The 13904-nt window shown below is 64.8% G+C and carries 18 protein-coding genes; 7 read left to right on the top strand and 11 right to left on the bottom strand.

Features of this window, described 5'->3' with window-relative positions; translation table 11 throughout:
- Positions 1-18: 18 nt before the first annotated feature.
- The 3 genes from K254_RS0111050 to K254_RS0111060 are packed head-to-tail and all read right to left on the bottom strand — an operon-like array spanning position 19 to position 2417.
- Entirely contained in the window at positions 19-447 is a 429-nt protein-coding gene (locus K254_RS0111050; RefSeq protein WP_026555413.1) for an HIT family protein, read from the bottom strand.
- Between the two features lie 36 nt (positions 448-483).
- Complete coding sequence (locus K254_RS0111055) at positions 484-1533, bottom strand: NAD(P)-dependent alcohol dehydrogenase (RefSeq protein ID WP_026555414.1); 1050 nt, start codon at positions 1531-1533, stop codon at positions 484-486.
- Positions 1530-2417: a sulfurtransferase gene (locus K254_RS0111060; protein WP_026555415.1), complete on the bottom strand. Its 888-nt coding sequence runs from the start codon at positions 2415-2417 to the stop codon at positions 1530-1532. Before K254_RS0111060 ends, K254_RS0111055 begins: the two co-directional genes overlap by 4 nt.
- Positions 2418-2511: 94 nt before the next feature.
- Between K254_RS0111060 and K254_RS0111065 the strand changes: the two genes are divergently transcribed.
- Positions 2512-3606, top strand: a complete 1095-nt coding sequence (locus K254_RS0111065; protein ID WP_026555416.1) for a PLP-dependent cysteine synthase family protein — start codon at positions 2512-2514, stop codon at positions 3604-3606.
- Here K254_RS0111065 and K254_RS0111070 read toward each other — a convergent pair.
- Complete coding sequence (locus tag K254_RS0111070; protein WP_026555417.1) at positions 3603-4259, bottom strand: MBL fold metallo-hydrolase; 657 nt, start codon at positions 4257-4259, stop codon at positions 3603-3605. The genes K254_RS0111065 and K254_RS0111070 overlap by 4 nt on opposite strands.
- A gap of 105 nt (positions 4260-4364) precedes the next feature.
- On the opposite strand from K254_RS0111070, the gene K254_RS0111075 reads away from it, so the two are divergent.
- Both K254_RS0111075 and K254_RS0111080 read left to right on the top strand, forming a co-directional pair.
- A complete protein-coding gene (locus K254_RS0111075; protein ID WP_026555418.1) occupies positions 4365-4793 on the top strand; it encodes a Fur family transcriptional regulator in 429 nt (142 codons plus the stop codon).
- Positions 4794-4802: 9 nt separating this feature from the next.
- A complete protein-coding gene (locus K254_RS0111080) occupies positions 4803-5132 on the top strand; it encodes a putative quinol monooxygenase (protein WP_026555419.1) in 330 nt (109 codons plus the stop codon).
- A gap of 75 nt (positions 5133-5207) precedes the next feature.
- On the opposite strand, the gene K254_RS0111085 is transcribed toward K254_RS0111080, so the two are convergent.
- Positions 5208-5564 (bottom strand): DUF6984 family protein, encoded by a 357-nt coding sequence (locus K254_RS0111085; RefSeq protein ID WP_026555420.1) that lies wholly within the window; start codon positions 5562-5564, stop codon positions 5208-5210.
- Positions 5565-5703: 139 nt separating this feature from the next.
- On the opposite strand from K254_RS0111085, the gene K254_RS0111090 reads away from it, so the two are divergent.
- From K254_RS0111090 to K254_RS0111105, 4 genes are all read left to right on the top strand, one after another.
- Positions 5704-6201 carry a hypothetical protein gene (locus tag K254_RS0111090; RefSeq protein ID WP_026555421.1) on the top strand — a complete coding sequence of 166 codons (498 nt, stop codon included), beginning with the start codon at positions 5704-5706 and terminating at the stop codon, positions 6199-6201.
- Positions 6202-6283: 82 nt separating this feature from the next.
- Positions 6284-7447 carry a hypothetical protein gene (locus tag K254_RS0111095; protein WP_026555422.1) on the top strand — a complete coding sequence of 388 codons (1164 nt, stop codon included), beginning with the start codon at positions 6284-6286 and terminating at the stop codon, positions 7445-7447.
- A 151-nt stretch (positions 7448-7598) separates the two neighbouring features.
- Positions 7599-7850, top strand: a complete 252-nt coding sequence (locus K254_RS25695) for a hypothetical protein (RefSeq protein ID WP_155848507.1) — start codon at positions 7599-7601, stop codon at positions 7848-7850.
- A gap of 421 nt (positions 7851-8271) precedes the next feature.
- The gene (locus K254_RS0111105; RefSeq protein ID WP_026555423.1) at positions 8272-8580 is read left to right on the top strand and encodes a hypothetical protein; all 309 of its coding nucleotides are present in this window, start codon (positions 8272-8274) and stop codon (positions 8578-8580) included.
- 112 nt (positions 8581-8692) lie between these two features.
- Here the strand turns inward: K254_RS0111105 and K254_RS0111110 are convergent, their stop codons facing one another.
- The 6 genes from K254_RS0111110 to K254_RS0111135 form a co-directional block, all read right to left on the bottom strand.
- Entirely contained in the window at positions 8693-8989 is a 297-nt protein-coding gene (locus K254_RS0111110) for a hypothetical protein (protein WP_155848508.1), read from the bottom strand.
- A gap of 331 nt (positions 8990-9320) precedes the next feature.
- On the bottom strand, positions 9321-9617 hold the full coding sequence (locus tag K254_RS0111115; RefSeq protein ID WP_051389064.1) for a hypothetical protein: 297 nt from the start codon (positions 9615-9617) through the stop codon (positions 9321-9323).
- 89 nt (positions 9618-9706) lie between these two features.
- Entirely contained in the window at positions 9707-11134 is a 1428-nt protein-coding gene (locus K254_RS0111120; protein ID WP_026555426.1) for a lipase maturation factor family protein, read from the bottom strand.
- A 50-nt stretch (positions 11135-11184) separates the two neighbouring features.
- Complete coding sequence (locus K254_RS22880) at positions 11185-12084, bottom strand: metal ABC transporter permease (protein ID WP_051389065.1); 900 nt, start codon at positions 12082-12084, stop codon at positions 11185-11187.
- On the bottom strand, positions 12084-12893 hold the full coding sequence (locus tag K254_RS0111130; protein ID WP_035749223.1) for a metal ABC transporter ATP-binding protein: 810 nt from the start codon (positions 12891-12893) through the stop codon (positions 12084-12086). The genes K254_RS22880 and K254_RS0111130 overlap by 1 nt, the downstream gene beginning before the upstream one ends.
- Positions 12894-12977: 84 nt before the next feature.
- Positions 12978-13895: a metal ABC transporter solute-binding protein, Zn/Mn family gene (locus K254_RS0111135; RefSeq protein WP_081710015.1), complete on the bottom strand. Its 918-nt coding sequence runs from the start codon at positions 13893-13895 to the stop codon at positions 12978-12980.
- Positions 13896-13904 lie beyond the last annotated feature (9 nt).

Genomic DNA, 13904 nt, shown 5'->3' on the forward strand with positions numbered 1-13904 from the left:
CCGGCAGCCCCCGCCAAACTACGCGCTGGGGACGTGCTCTCCCTGGCCGGCCGCGCGCAGGGCACCACGGATCTTTTCCGCATTGGCGTCCAGCACCGCCGGGTCCGGATGGTGGTCAACGGTGCCGAAATCGTAGTCGGCCATGGAGTTCACCGGCCAGACGTGTACGTGCAGGTGCTCCACCTCGAAGCCCACCACGGTCAACCCAGCCCGTGCCGAGCCGAAGGCCTCAACCTGGGCGGCGCCGATCGTCTGTGCCACCAGCATCAGCTTGGTCAGCAGCTCCGGGTCCGCGTCGGTCCAGCGGTCCACCTCCAAGCGCGGCACCACCAGGGTGTGGCCGTCCGTTAGCGGACCGATGGTCAAGAAGGCGACCACGTCCGGGTCCGACCAGACAAAGCGGCCGGGGATGTCGCCGTTGATGATTTTGGTGAAAAGCGAGCTCATACTTCTGCCGTTCCTTAATGCCGATGGGTGCGTTTATTAGAGGGTGGAGTTGTCCAGGACAAAGCGGTACTTAACATCGCCTGCCACCATGCGGTCGTAGGCCTCGTTGAGCTCGTCCGCCCGCACAATTTCAATGTCCGAGGTGATGTTGTGCTCGGCGCAGAAGTCCAGCATTTCCTGGGTTTCGGCGATGCCGCCGATCAGCGATCCGCCATAGGCCAGCCGCTTGCGGATCAGCAGTCCGGGGTTCACCGGCGGCATGTCATCGCTGGGCAGGCCCAGCTGGATCAGCGCACCATCGCGGGCCAGGGTCCGCATGTAGGGGTTGATGTCGTGCGAGGCCGCAACGGTGTCGAGGATGGCGTTGAGCGAATCCTTGGCCGCGGCCATGGCCGCCGGGTCGGTGGAGAGCACGACGGCGTCGGCCCCCAGCTCGTGCGCGGCGGCGGTCTTGCCGGCAGAGGTGGTGAAGACGGTGACGGTGGCGCCCAAGGCCTTGGCCAGTTTGACGGCCATGTGTCCCAGCCCGCCCAGACCGATGACGCCGACGGCGTCGCCCTCCTGGACGTCGAGGTAGCGCAGCGGCGAGTAGGTGGTGATGCCGGCGCAGAGCAGCGGCGCGGCGGCCGCACGGTCCATGCCCTCGGGGATGCTGAGCACATAGTTCTCATCCACCACGATGGAGCTGGAGTACCCGCCCTGGGTCATCTCGCCGTCGTGGCGGGGATCGGTGGCGCCGTAGGTGCCGGTGTTGCCCCGGCTGCAGTACTGCTCCTCACCCTCAAGGCAGGAATCGCATTCGCGGCAGGAATCCACCATGCAGCCCACGCCCACGGCATCGCCGACGGCGAACTGGGTGACCTCGGCCCCCACGTGGGACACCGTGCCCACAATTTCGTGTCCGGGCACCAGCGGGAACGTGATGCCGCCCCATTCCTCGCGGACGGTGTGGATGTCCGAGTGGCAGAGTCCGCAGAACTCAATGGCAATCTCGACATCGTGGGCGCCGGGATCGCGGCGCTCAATGGTGATGGGCTCCAATCCGGCGTCGGGGGAAGTAGCGGCATAGGCGTTGGCTTGCGTCATGAATCCACCCTATCCCCGCGTTCTGGGACTGCGCTGGCAGTGCCGGCCGGATCCGCCGCTCCGGTGGCCACAGGCCGTCCCGGCGTATTGGACCAGGCGGACCAGGATCCGGGGAACAGCGCGGCGCGGAAGCCGGCGATCTCCAGCGCGGCGATCTGGTGTGCGGCCGTCACTCCAGAGCCGCAGTAGACGGCCACGTCGGTTCCGTCCTCGATGCCCAGAGCCGCAAAACGGGAACGCAGCTCCGCAGCCGGGAGGAACCGCTTGTCCCCGGCGAGGTTTTCGGTGGTGGGGGCGCTGAGCGCGCCGGGGACATGGCCGGCCTGCGGGTCGATCGGCTCCACCTCGCCCCGGTAGCGCTCCCCCGCACGCGCATCCAGAAGCACGCCGTGGCTGCTCCAGTCCGCCGTCTGGTCGATGTCTGCCACCGGCTTGCTGCCGTAGCGTGGCACAGCTGTGCCAGGATCGACGACGACGTCGCCGGACTCCAGCGGCAGGCCCGCGGCACGCCAGGCGCCAAGACCGCCGTCGAGCAGGTGCACCGGCCCCCAGCCGGCATGGCCCAGCAGCCACCAGGCCCGGGCCGCGGCCGTGCTGCCGCCGTCGTCGTACACCACCACGGTGTCACCCTCGTTCAGGCCCCAGCGCCTCATGGACGCGCCAAAGTCCGCCTCGGCCGGGAGCGGGTGGCGCCCATCGGCAGCCCCGCCGTGCCCGGCGAGCTCGGTCGCGAGATCCACGTAGACGGCTCCCGGGAGGTGCCCCGCGAGGTAGTGGTCGCGGCCGTGCGGATCCCCGAGCGCCCACCGGACGTCCAGCAGAACCGTCCGCACACCGGCCTGCAGCCGGGTGGAAAGGGTTTCAACGTCCATCAAAATGTCCACCAGGTGCTCCTCTGTCACTACACGGCGGGCTCCGGCCCGCGCCGGTCCACCACCCACTCTAGAGCCCGGCCCCTCGGCCACTACTCTTGGACGTATGGATACGCTCCCCAACACCTCGGCACGGCAGTGGACGCACACTGCGCTGCGCACCATCGAGGCCGAGAACAACAGGTCCGCCGACACCCACCTGTACTCGATCCCGCTGCCCGAAGAATGGGGTGTCCAGCTCTACCTGAAGGACGAGTCCCGCCACCGCACCGGCAGCCTCAAGCACCGCCTGGCCCGTTCATTGTTCCTCTTTGGGCTGGTCAACGGCTGGATCAGCGAGGGCACCACCATCGTGGAGGCCTCCTCCGGCAGCACGGCGGTGTCCGAGGCCTACTTTGCCCAACTCCTCGGACTGCCGTTCGTGGCCGTCATGACCCGCAGCACCAGCCACGAAAAGGTCTCGCTCATTGAGCAGTACGGTGGCAGCTGCCACTTTGTGGACCGGGCCGAAGAGGTCTACGCGGCCGCCGCGGCCGTGGCCCAGCGCACCGGCGGCCACTACATGGACCAGTTCACCTATGCCGAGCGGGCCACCGACTGGCGCGGCAACAACAACATTGCCGAGTCCATCTTTGACCAGTTGTCCCTGGAGGAGCACCCCGTGCCGCGCTGGATTGTGGTGGGTGCCGGCACCGGCGGCACCAGCGCCACCATCGGGCGCTACCTGCGCTACCACCGCCACGCCACCCAACTGGCCGTGGTGGACCCGGAGAACTCCGCCTTCCACGGCGCCTGGCTCAGCGGCGACACCACCCATTCCACCGGCATGTCCTCGCGCATCGAGGGCATCGGGCGGCCCCGCATGGAACCGAGCTTCGTCCCGGCCGTCATCGACGCCATGATCCAGGTCCCGGACGCCGCCTCGGTGGCGGCCATGGAACATCTGGGCCGGCTCACCGGGCTGAACGCCGGGCCCTCCACCGGCACCAATCTGTGGGGTGTCTGGCAGCTGGTGGCGGACATGGTGGCCCGCGGCGAGCGCGGCAGCATCGTCACGCTGATGTGCGACGGCGGCGAGCGCTATGCCCGCAGCTACGGCAACGAGGCCTGGCTGGCCGAAAAGGGCCTGGCTCCCGGGGTCCATGCGCAGACCCTTGAATCATTCTTCAGCACGGGCGTCTGGCCGGGAGCTTCCGCCTAGACCTCCACGGACTCCCCCGCCGCCAGGTGGCGGAAATCGGTGCCGTAGTGGCTTCCGAGGCGCTGCACATGGCCCTCGGTGAACGAGAGCCCGTTCTCGTTGAGCAGTGCGTCGTGGATCTGGAAGGCACGCGGGGCTCGGACCGAGGTGACGAAGTCCACCACCTCCCCCACCTTGGACCACGGGGCGTGGATGGGCACCAGCAGCGTCTTGACGGCGACGCCGTTCGGCACAATCAGCGAGTCGCCCGGGTGGTACACATTTGCGTCCACCAGGTACCCCACATTGGCCACCACCGGGATGTGCGGGTGGATCAGCGCATGCTGGCCGCCAAAGGCGCGGATGGCAAACCCCGCCACCTCGAAGGAGGTCTCCGGCACGGCGTCGTGGATGCGTTCGGCCGCCGCCGGGGCCGCGGCCCGCAGCGCCGCTGCCACACCGGCCGGGGCATGGACCACCAATGCGGCATCCGCGGCCAACGCCGCCACCACGGCGTCCTTGTCCAGGTGGTCCCCGTGCTCGTGCGTGATGAGCACCGCGTGGGCGCCGGCCAGTGCCGGACCGGTCTCCGAGAAAATGCCCGGGTCCAGGGTGAGGACCCTGCCGTCCTTCTCGAGGCGGACACATGCATGCGTGAATTTGGTCAGCTTCATGGCGCCAGCCTAGTACCCCAGACCGACCCCGTGCTGCGCTGCGGTTGGGGCCTGTGGGTTAAGCTGGAATACGGGAAAGTCCCAGTACTGAAAGGCTCCAACACCATGTCCCAGGCACCAGCGGCGCAGCGCGTCACCAAGCAGCGCCTGGCCGTCGGCGCGGCCTTGGACACCTTGGACGACTTTGTCAGCACCCAGGAGCTGTACCGGCTGCTGCACCAGAACGGCGTCAGCGTCTCGCTGGCCACCACCTACCGCATCCTCGCCTCAATGGCTGAGGAAGGCCTGGTGGACACCCTGCGCAATGGCGAGGGCGAGGCCGTCTACCGTCGCTGCTCCGTCGCCTCGCACCACCACCACCTGCTCTGCCGCAACTGTGGCAAGGCCGTGGAAATCGAAGCCCCCGCCGTGGAGAGCTGGGCGGCCCGCACGGCGAAGGAACACGGCTTCACCGAGGTGCAGCACACTGTGGAAATCTACGGCCTGTGCGCAGAGTGCACGGCGCTCAAGAAGGCCTCCCCGCCCGCCCTATAGGCTTGGTGCATGTACTTCATCGTTGTGAGATTTCCCGTCAAGCCCGACTACGCCGAGCAGTTCATCGAGCTCGTGACCCCCTTCACCGCGGGCACCCGCGCCGAGCCCGGCAACCTGTGGTTCGACTGGACCCGCAGCGTCGAGGACCCCAATGAGTTCGTGCTGTTGGAGGCCTTCGCCGACGACGACGCCGCTGCCGCCCATGTGGGCAGCGCGCACTTCAAGGCCGGGCTAGAGTCCATCCGTCCGGCACTGACCTCGACGCCGCGCATCGTCTCGCGCAAGGTGGACGGCTCCGGCTGGGATGCCATGGGCGAGCTGCAGATCGACGCCGTCTAGGCCCACGATGCCATTGCACCGGAAGGCCCGCAGGATTCCTGCGGGCCTTCCCTTGTATGGACCTGACGTGGCAGGTCAGCGCATTCTGACAGGACAGTTCAGGATGTCACCGGCGCTGGCAGGCAATCGCAACAGCGGCGAGTAGTCGACTTTCCAGCTGTCCAATTCAAAGATGTTGTCATCCCGGTCCAAGTTGATGCTCACGATGACTGGCGTACCGTCTGCATCCTTGAACCACCCTTCCGACAGCATCGCTCCGAAGCGCGGATCCGGGGTTGCTGGTTGGAAGCTGAGGCTCCCCATTCCGCCGTCGTCCATGTCCTTCACCCTCAATAGTTCAAGGCCCAGGCCGTGCCAGCGTTGGTCGTCCGCCCGCTCCAGCAGTACTCGCACGACAAGTGCTTCTTTGGCGCTGAGCAAACGATAGGTCATGCGCCCATGATAAGGGCCCCAGGAGCCAGCGCATCGGCCAAGCCCCCAGTTCTCGGCCCAGTCCGGTTTTCGACACATTGCCAGGTCCTGCGAATGTCGGGGTAGGCTCTGGTCGACAAATCTGGAATTAGCCGGGGGAATGATCCAAGTGCAGCAAGCGAACGAAGAGGGTCTCCCCTGCACTCCGGACCTCGACGAGGTCGACGCCGAATTCAAAAAGAAGCTGCTCGCCGTTCCACCGGGTTTGCTGCTCGTAACGCACCCCGACGTATTTGTAGGCGTTGGCGCGATGTGCGGTGCCGCTCGAATCGCGGGAGACATGGGCGCTCTGATCCTCGGTCTGGATGGATATCGGACAGACGGCGAGCATCTGATCCCCTTGATCGAGTACATTCTTGACTCGTCGAGCTACTGCACGCCGGAGTTGACCTGGGACGACGCTGTTCAGAAAAGCGTTGAAGCGGTTGATTGGGTGGCCGATGTGTGGAAGGACGGGCCCGAATTTGTTGAGTTCGTGCTCCTCGGGCGGGACGATGACCCCTACTGGCACCAAAGACTTATGGCCAATTTCCCAATTGCACGTGAGTGGGACCACGGAATACTTGCCATGAGCGACATAGTCACCGATCGCCGGTGAGCCTAATGGAGAAACCCCTCGGGATGTCACTCCGGAAGCCTAGTAGGCCCTCACAGTATCTTGTTATGGATCGGCGGAATCCATGATCTCCCCCGACACTGAAATCGTGTACTTCGATGGATTCGAACTGGAGAGGCAGCCCGGTTGGACCGTCATGAGGGTCACCGATGGATGGACAGCCAATGCCGACGCTATTGCGGCCAGCGGACACGTCGATGAGCTCCGCCTCAACTATGCCTGGGGCTTCAGAGAATCCTCCGTGGACTTCATCGGTGAGTGGCCGCTGAAGAAGATCTCTGTGCTGGCGCATGGCCTCGTAGATCTGACGCCTCTCCACCGGTTGGGGGCCACTCTTGAGGAGCTGAGTATTCAGGCGGTTACGAAGGCAAGAATCGACCTGGCACAGTTCCCGCATTTGTGGTCGCTGGTTGCAGATTGGCCGATCGTCGAACCGACATTCAATACGCTGACCGGCCTGACCAGCCTCTACCTTGGCAGCTACAAGGAAGCGGATCTCGCTCCCATAGCCGCCAACCGCGGCCTGGCGAGCCTGCGGATGAAGCAGCATCCGCAGGTCCGCAGCATCGACGGTATCGAGGAGCTCGCCCACCTGGAAAAACTGCAGATCGTCGCGGCCACAAAACTTGGCGACATCACCGCATTCCGCCACGCGCCTTTGAGGCATGTCCTGCGGGAGCTGGACTTCAGCAACTGCAGACGCATCGATGCCGTGGACGACATCGCCTTCCTCACCAACCTGCAGGAACTCACTTTGTCGAACTGCGGAACCCTCGAATCCTTGAAACCATTGGCGGCTCTCACCAAGCTCCATCTTCTGGACATGCACGGGTCCACGGTGATTGCAGACGGCGGTCTCACACCACTGCTGGAGATGCCCGCGCTCAAAGGCCTCTCCCTGACCAACCGGCGCCACTACCGGCCCAAGGTGAAACAAATCGAAGCCGCCCTCGGCGCGCGACATGAATTCGAAGGACAGTATCCGGAACGCCATGCATGGCTGACAGCGAGCAATCCCTCCGGAACGCGGGACATCGACGAGAACGAAATCACGGAACTGCCTCTTGCTCTATTTGAACTCACCATTCTCAGTAACTGCATCAGCGAAACCGCCGCTCAGGTCGACGAATGGGAATTCCATCCGCGGATCGGCGGGACCTTGGAGGAAGCCCAAGCGCTGAGGCGGCGGATTCAGGAACATCTGAATCGCGTGAGAATAATAGGTTGAACAGAGTCGCCAGCGATCTTGCGACTACGTTTCCGAGCAATCACATGCTGTGGACGCGCCACTCGTCAACGTCCAACTAGTTCTTGGATCGCCAACATTCATCCTGCCGTTCGGCGATTGAAACGCTTTCAATCGACGCGAAGGTAACCCGATGACAGTGGATTTTGGCAACTACGAACTATTCAATCCAGGCACTTTTGCACCGCCAGGGGAACTGCCACGTCAGGAGGCGAGATCGCTCTATAACAAAAGAATGAATGAGAAATCATTCCGCATCGAGCAACTCAAGAATCTTGTCGCTCTCGACGCCACAGATGTTGACAGCTCTGACGCCGGAGTCCAGCGACTGAACGAATGGTTCTTCAAGAACATTGAGGAAAACTCAGACTTTCCAGTCGCTTGACACCAGAATGGTACAGCGTCGTCAATGACATTGCACTGTTTCCAGGCGATGTGGCAATTGAAAGGAATCCTCAACTTCGATGGGATTTCCACATCTGGGGAAAGAGCAGCGTCCACTATCAGCACCACGTAATCATGGGTTTCTCAAAAGAGGAAGAGAGTCCTCATATTTCAATCAGCACTGATGGCAGTGTCGTCACATATGGACACCGGATCGTTGCCGGCAGCGGCCTGCCTCACTGGCCGAAGACAGGTCGCCATGGGCGAACTGCAAATCGACGCGTCCTGACTGTACGGCAGAACTACCGCAGCGCACTCCAAGCCATACTGGCCCCGATGCCACAATCCGTGGCACAGTGGCGGGCAGAGTCCATCCACTGTTGCTGCAGTGGATCGTTGAATGCTTTCCAAGGGGGCCGGAAATGTGGGAGTGGATCAGGTACCGCTCGCTCATTCTGGCGGGGGTGCCCTTCGGCATCGGCGGAACGCTGTGGTTCCTGTCCCAAACCGCCGGCGGATGGGATGAGCTGAAGTATTTCCTCCTGCTGATCTTCTCGATGCCGGTCCTGGCCGGGGTCGCGGCGTTGTCCGTCATGTACGCGTTTCGGAAGGGCGACGCCGTGCGCCGGCTGGGGAGGACCTCCAAGATCGCCAGCGTGTTTTCGCTGTCCGTCTTCGGCAGCCTGGTGCTGATTGGCGCAGCAGGGATCGTCCAGTCCCTCTGGTTCTAGGGAATCGGCGGCGGCCCACCATGACAGAGTCGTGCTGGGTGCCCATGCCCCACAACCACTGTGGCTAGACATGAATGCCCACCGCGGCCGAATAGAGCGGCAATGAGAGTTGCTAGGACTTGATGAAAGAGAACCTCTCATCGTTGTCCGGATCACCTAGGTACGCATAGAGTTCAATCGCGTCTTTCGCGTTGTCGACGCTTAGCCTGAATCTCATGACGACACCAGGGATGTCCATGACCACATAGGGGCGGTTGTTGCTGCTGTTCCAATCTGGTGCCCATGTGCCTGTCAGGTCCTGTGTAGTTGTCCAGTCAAGCTGCCAAACGAACATCACGTCGGAGAGGGCTTCGAAGACTTCATTGGGAACGCCAGTGACCGTGAAGGTGCCATCGTCCTTGAGATTCATGACAGTCCGTTGGCCGTCCGGCCCCTCACTCATCCAATGGCCAGCGGTACCGGCAACGGTCAATGGCTCAGGCGAGGCGCACGACGTCACTAGGAGCGAAAAACCCACAATTGCACTGGCCAGAATCACCCAGCGCCGGACTGCCTTTGCTTTAACGATGAGACATCCTCTTCCACATGGATTTCTGCGTGTAGTCATCGAAGCAGGTTGGTTCCTCTACGACGAAATCGAGCATAGCCGTGTATGGAAGGGTGACTGCACATTACGAAGGAGGGCCCGCAGGTATCCCGCGGGCCCTCCCTTGCCTAGGCCTGGATCGCCGGGATCCCCGCTACAGTGCGGGCCCCTGGGTTTGGTAGTTGTAGACCTCGTAGAACGCCACCTCGGGGGCCGGGATGCCGATCTCGGTGCTGACAGGGGTCAGCTTGTCGGCGGTGAATGCCTCCCACGTTTCCTTGTCCTGCCAGACGTCGGTGATGCGCAGGCCGCCCTCCGTTGATGCGGCCCAGTGGAAGAGGCCGCCGGGTGCGCCGGGACCCTTCGGCTCGAAGCCCAGCCGGCGGCAGGCCTCGTCGTACTGCTCAACCGTTCCCCCGGTGAAATCCATGACCACTGCAATGGCCATCATGCCCTCCCATGAACATGGCAGGCGAAGTTTTCGTCGCCGGATTCAACGCTAGACCGGCGTTCAGGGGCGGTCAATGGAGCACGACGGCGCTAGTCCCGGGCGCTGAAAGCCGGCACAAACAGGCCCAGCGGCTCACGCACCCACCAGTCTCCGGTGCGGCGCCACTCGCCCCAGCTGGTGTACCTGTAGCGGTAGACGCGGGCCCGGATCCACCGCGGCGGCCGGCCGTCAAAGGGGTCGTGGCGCAGCAGTTTCAGGGTGGGTGCGTCCGCCGCCAGCAGCTTGTTCAGCAGCGGCACAAACCAATCCAGCCCCGGAGACCCCAGCGCCAGAAACCACATCAGCCAATCAAGCCGCAGATGGTACGGCGCGTACTGCCGCGGCAGCCGCCCCGGCTCCCCCGGTTTGCCGTGGAATCCATACTCCAGCCACACGGCCGAGTCCGGGTCGGCGTCGTCCGTCCCCTCCACGGCCACCTCGTACCGGCGGCGGGTGATGGAGCCGAAGGCACCGTAGGCGTTGCCCAGCCGCCATCTGTTGAAGCTGGCGTTCATGAGCTGGTAGTGCGAGAAGAGGTTGCGCAGCGGTTTCCAGCTGAGGACCAGCAGCAGCACGGCCGCCGCCAGGGCGACGGCGGTGAACCACAGCGGCGTCGGCTCCCGCAGCCCTGTGCCCGGCACCAGCGCCGGAAGCACGGCGGCCACCGGCCCGTCGGCAAGCGCCGAGCTGGCCAGGATGATGGTGAGCACGTTGAGCCAGGCGAAGTTGCCGGAGAGCACCAGCCACAGTTGGGTGGTGATGACGATGGTGGCGGCGACGCTGGCCACCGGCTGCGGAGCGAAGAGGAAGAAGGGCACCACCAGCTGTGCAAAGTGGTTGCCCAGCACCTCCACCTTGTGCAGCGGCCGGGGCAGATGGTGGAACCACCAGCTCAGCGGGTTGGGCATGGGCTGGGTTTCATGGTGGTAGTACAGCGCCGTCAGATCCCGCCAGCAGGAATCGCCGCGCATCTTGATCATGCCGGCGCCAAACTCGAGCCGGAACACCAGCCAGCGGAACAGCCAGATGATGGCCACCGGGGCTGGGACGGCGTCGGACCCCAGGAAAGCGGCCATGAACCCGGCCTCCAGCAGCAGAATCTCCCAGCCAAAGCCGTAGAAGACCTGGCCGACATTGACGATCGACATGTACAGCAGCCAGAGTGCCACAAACGCGAGCATTGGCAGCCACGGCGGGCCCAGCTGCGGCAACCCCAGCACCAGGATGGCGGCAATGGCGGCGCCGGTGAACGACACCAGACGCAGCAGGGCATCGGAATAGCGCCAGCTGAACAGCGTGGGGCCGGGCGGACGGCGGATGCGGGCCAGGTACCGCGGCACCGGCAGCAGCCCGCGCTCCCCCAGCAGGGCGGGGAACTGCGCGGCGCTGGAAATGAACGCAACGAGGTACACGCCTGCAACGCCGCGCTGCAGGATCAGCCGCGCCAGCTCGTAGCCGCTGGAATCCAAGGCATCCAGCACAGTTCAACGCTAGGCCCGGGACCGGTCCCCGGCAAGGAGGTCAGGTGTCAGGCCTTGGCGAGGGCCGCCTGGTTGGCACCGGGCAGTTTGCGGGAGGTCCAGCCATGCCGGCGGCGGTAGGCGCCGATGCCCCGGCAGACGACATAGATGAGGAACGAGAGGGTGGTGACATAGGGGCTGATCGGGATGCTGCCGCCCAGGGCCAGCATGATGCCGCCCACGGTGGACACCATCGCGAACGAGACGCTGAGCGCCACCACGGCCTTGGGCGCAGCGGTGACCTGCAGCGCCGCGGCGGCGGGGGTGATGAGCAGGGCCAGCACCAGCAGGGCGCCCACCACCTGGATGGACAGGGCCACGGAAATGCCCAGCAGGAACATGAATACCAGCGAGAGCGTGCGCACGGGCACGCCGCGGGCCGCGGCGATCTCGGGGTCCGCGCTGGCAAAGGTCAGCGGCCGCCAGATGGCCACCAGCCCCGCCACGACAATGAGCGCCGTCGCCGCCAGCACCGACAATTGGGCGGTGTCCACGGCCACGATCTGCCCCGTGAGCAGGCCAAACTTGTTGGCCGCGCGGCCCTGGTACAGGGAGAGGAACAGGATGCCCAGGCCCAGCCCAAAGGGCATGATGACGCCGATCACCGAGTTCCTATCGCGCGCCCGGACCCCCATCACGCCCAGCAGCAGGGCTGCCAGCACGGAGCCGGCCAGCGACCCGAAGATCACATCCGCGCCGATCAACAGTGCGAATGCCGCGCCGGCAAAGGAGAGTTCAGCGATGCCGTGCACGGCGAAGGCCAGATCGCGCATCATGACGAAGGTGCCGATCAACCCGCCCACCAGGCCCAGGACGGCGCCGGCCAGCAGGGAATCGCGGAAGAGCGGCAGCAGTTCCCCGTAGTTGCTGAAATTGAAGACGGCCTCCATGAAGTCGTTGAAGGTCATCAGTGCTCCTCGAAGGTGTCGTGGTCATGGCTGTGCGTGGTGGCATCGGGCAGCCCCACCACCACAATCCGGCCGTTGGTGTGGAGCACCTCGACATGCGTGCCGTACAGATCCGAAAGGACCTCCGTGGTCATGACCTCGGCCGGGCTGCCCACACGGAACCGCCCGCCGGCCAGATACAGCACCCTGTCCACGTGGTCCAGGATGGGGTTGATCTCGTGCGTGACGAAGACGACGGCGGTGTTGTGCTCCGTGGCCTGCCTCCCGACGAGCGCACTGACGGCCTTCTGGTGCTGCAGGTCCAGCGAGAGCAGGGGCTCATCGCACAACAGCACCTCAGGGGAGGTCGCCAGCGCCTGTGCCACGCGCAGGCGCTGCTGCTCGCCGCCGGAGAGCATGCCCACGGGAACCTTGGCGTAGCCCTCGGCGCCGACCTGGGCCAGCAGTTCATCCACCCTGCGCTTGTGGTGGTGCCCGCCAAGCCGGATGCCCCAACGGTGCCCGTCCAGGCCCATCCCCACCAGATCGCGGGCGCGCAGCGGGGTGTCAGCGGCAAAGCCCTTTTGCTGGGGCACATACCCGATGTGGTTGCTGCCGCGCTTGGCGGCCTCGCCGCCCACCATCACGGTGCCGCCGCTGAGCGGGGCCAGCCCGAGGAGGACCTTCAGGAAGCTGGTCTTGCCGCTGCCGTTGGGCCCCAGGACGGCGAAAAACTCGCCGGCCTGGATGTCCAGGTCCAGCCCGTCCCAGAGGGTGCGTTCGCCATAACTAAGCCTGGCGTTGCGCAGACTGACCACTGGTGCGGGCATGGAATTCCTAGCGTTCTTTGTTGGCGCGGCGTTGGCAAGCAGCTGGCACGGAGAAGCCTCCGCCCCTATAGCTTATGGGGTTGGTCAGCCGTTCAGGGCCGACTCAATGGCCGCCACATTGGCGTCCATCCACCCCGTGTACTGCTGGCCCGCGGGCAGGGTCTCGCTGAAGTCCACCACCGGCACCTTGGCGGCCTCGGCGGCCTTCTTCACCAGGATGGTGGCAGGCCCCTCGGTCTGCGTGTTGTAGGCGAGGAACTTCACCGATCCCGCGCCCATCAGGTCCGTGGCGGCCTTCAGCACGGCGGCCGGAACGTCGGTTCCCTCTTCGATGGCTTGGGAGAAATCGGCGGGCATGGCGTTGGACAGGCCGGCCGCTTCGAGCAGGTAGAGCGGAACGGGTTCCGTCACGGCCACGGAGGCGCCGCCGTCGGCCGTCTTCAACGCGGCAAGGCGGGTTTCCAGCCCGGCCAACGTGGACTTGAACTCGGTGGCATTGGCGGTGAATGCCGCGGCGTTGGCACCGTCGAGGGCGCCGAAGCGGGTTGCGAGGTCATCGGCCAGCGCCCCCATGGTGGGCAGGTTGTACCATAGGTGCTCATTGAAGCCCTCCCCCACCTCAAGGCCGGACAGCTCCACGACGTTCACGGTCTTCGCGGCGTCCAGCTGGCCGGCGGCGAGCTTGTCGAAGAAGTCATCGTAGCCGCCGCCGTTTTCGATGCCGAGATCGGCCTTGGACACCGCCAGCTTGTCCTGCGCCGTGGCCTCGTAGGAGTGCGGGTCCTGGCCGGGCTTGGAGATGATCGAGTGCACGTTCACCTTGTCCCCGCCGATGGCCGCGGCAATGCTGCCGTAGACGTCGGTGGAGGCTACGACCTCGATGGTCCCCTCCGCCGCCGGCGACGACGACGCTCCCCCCGCTGCCCCGCCCGAGCAGGCGGCCAGCGATCCTGCCACCACCAGGGCAAGGGATGCCAGCAGGGTGGAACGGGTGCGGTTCATTCGGTGCAG

Origin of the sequence: Arthrobacter sp. 35W (genome assembly GCF_000482545.1) — a bacterium.
Taxonomy (GTDB): domain Bacteria; phylum Actinomycetota; class Actinomycetes; order Actinomycetales; family Micrococcaceae; genus Specibacter.

Excerpts from the sequence above, each read along its gene's own strand:
- K254_RS0111050 (WP_026555413.1), bottom strand. The coding sequence starts at position 447 with ATGAGCTCGCTTTTCACCAAAATCATCAACGGCGACATCCCCGGCCGC.
- K254_RS0111055 (WP_026555414.1), bottom strand. The coding sequence starts at position 1,533 with ATGACGCAAGCCAACGCCTATGCCGCTACTTCCCCCGACGCCGGATTG.
- K254_RS0111065 (WP_026555416.1), top strand. The coding sequence starts at position 2,512 with ATGGATACGCTCCCCAACACCTCGGCACGGCAGTGGACGCACACTGCG.
- K254_RS0111070 (WP_026555417.1), bottom strand. The coding sequence starts at position 4,259 with ATGAAGCTGACCAAATTCACGCATGCATGTGTCCGCCTCGAGAAGGAC.
- K254_RS0111075 (WP_026555418.1), top strand. The coding sequence starts at position 4,365 with ATGTCCCAGGCACCAGCGGCGCAGCGCGTCACCAAGCAGCGCCTGGCC.
- K254_RS0111080 (WP_026555419.1), top strand. The coding sequence starts at position 4,803 with ATGTACTTCATCGTTGTGAGATTTCCCGTCAAGCCCGACTACGCCGAG.
- K254_RS0111085 (WP_026555420.1), bottom strand. The coding sequence starts at position 5,564 with ATGACCTATCGTTTGCTCAGCGCCAAAGAAGCACTTGTCGTGCGAGTA.
- K254_RS0111090 (WP_026555421.1), top strand. The coding sequence starts at position 5,704 with ATGATCCAAGTGCAGCAAGCGAACGAAGAGGGTCTCCCCTGCACTCCG.
- K254_RS0111095 (WP_026555422.1), top strand. The coding sequence starts at position 6,284 with ATGATCTCCCCCGACACTGAAATCGTGTACTTCGATGGATTCGAACTG.
- K254_RS25695 (WP_155848507.1), top strand. The coding sequence starts at position 7,599 with ATGACAGTGGATTTTGGCAACTACGAACTATTCAATCCAGGCACTTTT.
- K254_RS0111105 (WP_026555423.1), top strand. The coding sequence starts at position 8,272 with ATGTGGGAGTGGATCAGGTACCGCTCGCTCATTCTGGCGGGGGTGCCC.
- K254_RS0111110 (WP_155848508.1), bottom strand. The coding sequence starts at position 8,989 with ATGAATCTCAAGGACGATGGCACCTTCACGGTCACTGGCGTTCCCAAT.
- K254_RS0111115 (WP_051389064.1), bottom strand. The coding sequence starts at position 9,617 with ATGATGGCCATTGCAGTGGTCATGGATTTCACCGGGGGAACGGTTGAG.
- K254_RS22880 (WP_051389065.1), bottom strand. The coding sequence starts at position 12,084 with ATGACCTTCAACGACTTCATGGAGGCCGTCTTCAATTTCAGCAACTAC.
- K254_RS0111130 (WP_035749223.1), bottom strand. The coding sequence starts at position 12,893 with ATGCCCGCACCAGTGGTCAGTCTGCGCAACGCCAGGCTTAGTTATGGC.
- K254_RS0111135 (WP_081710015.1), bottom strand. The coding sequence starts at position 13,895 with ATGAACCGCACCCGTTCCACCCTGCTGGCATCCCTTGCCCTGGTGGTG.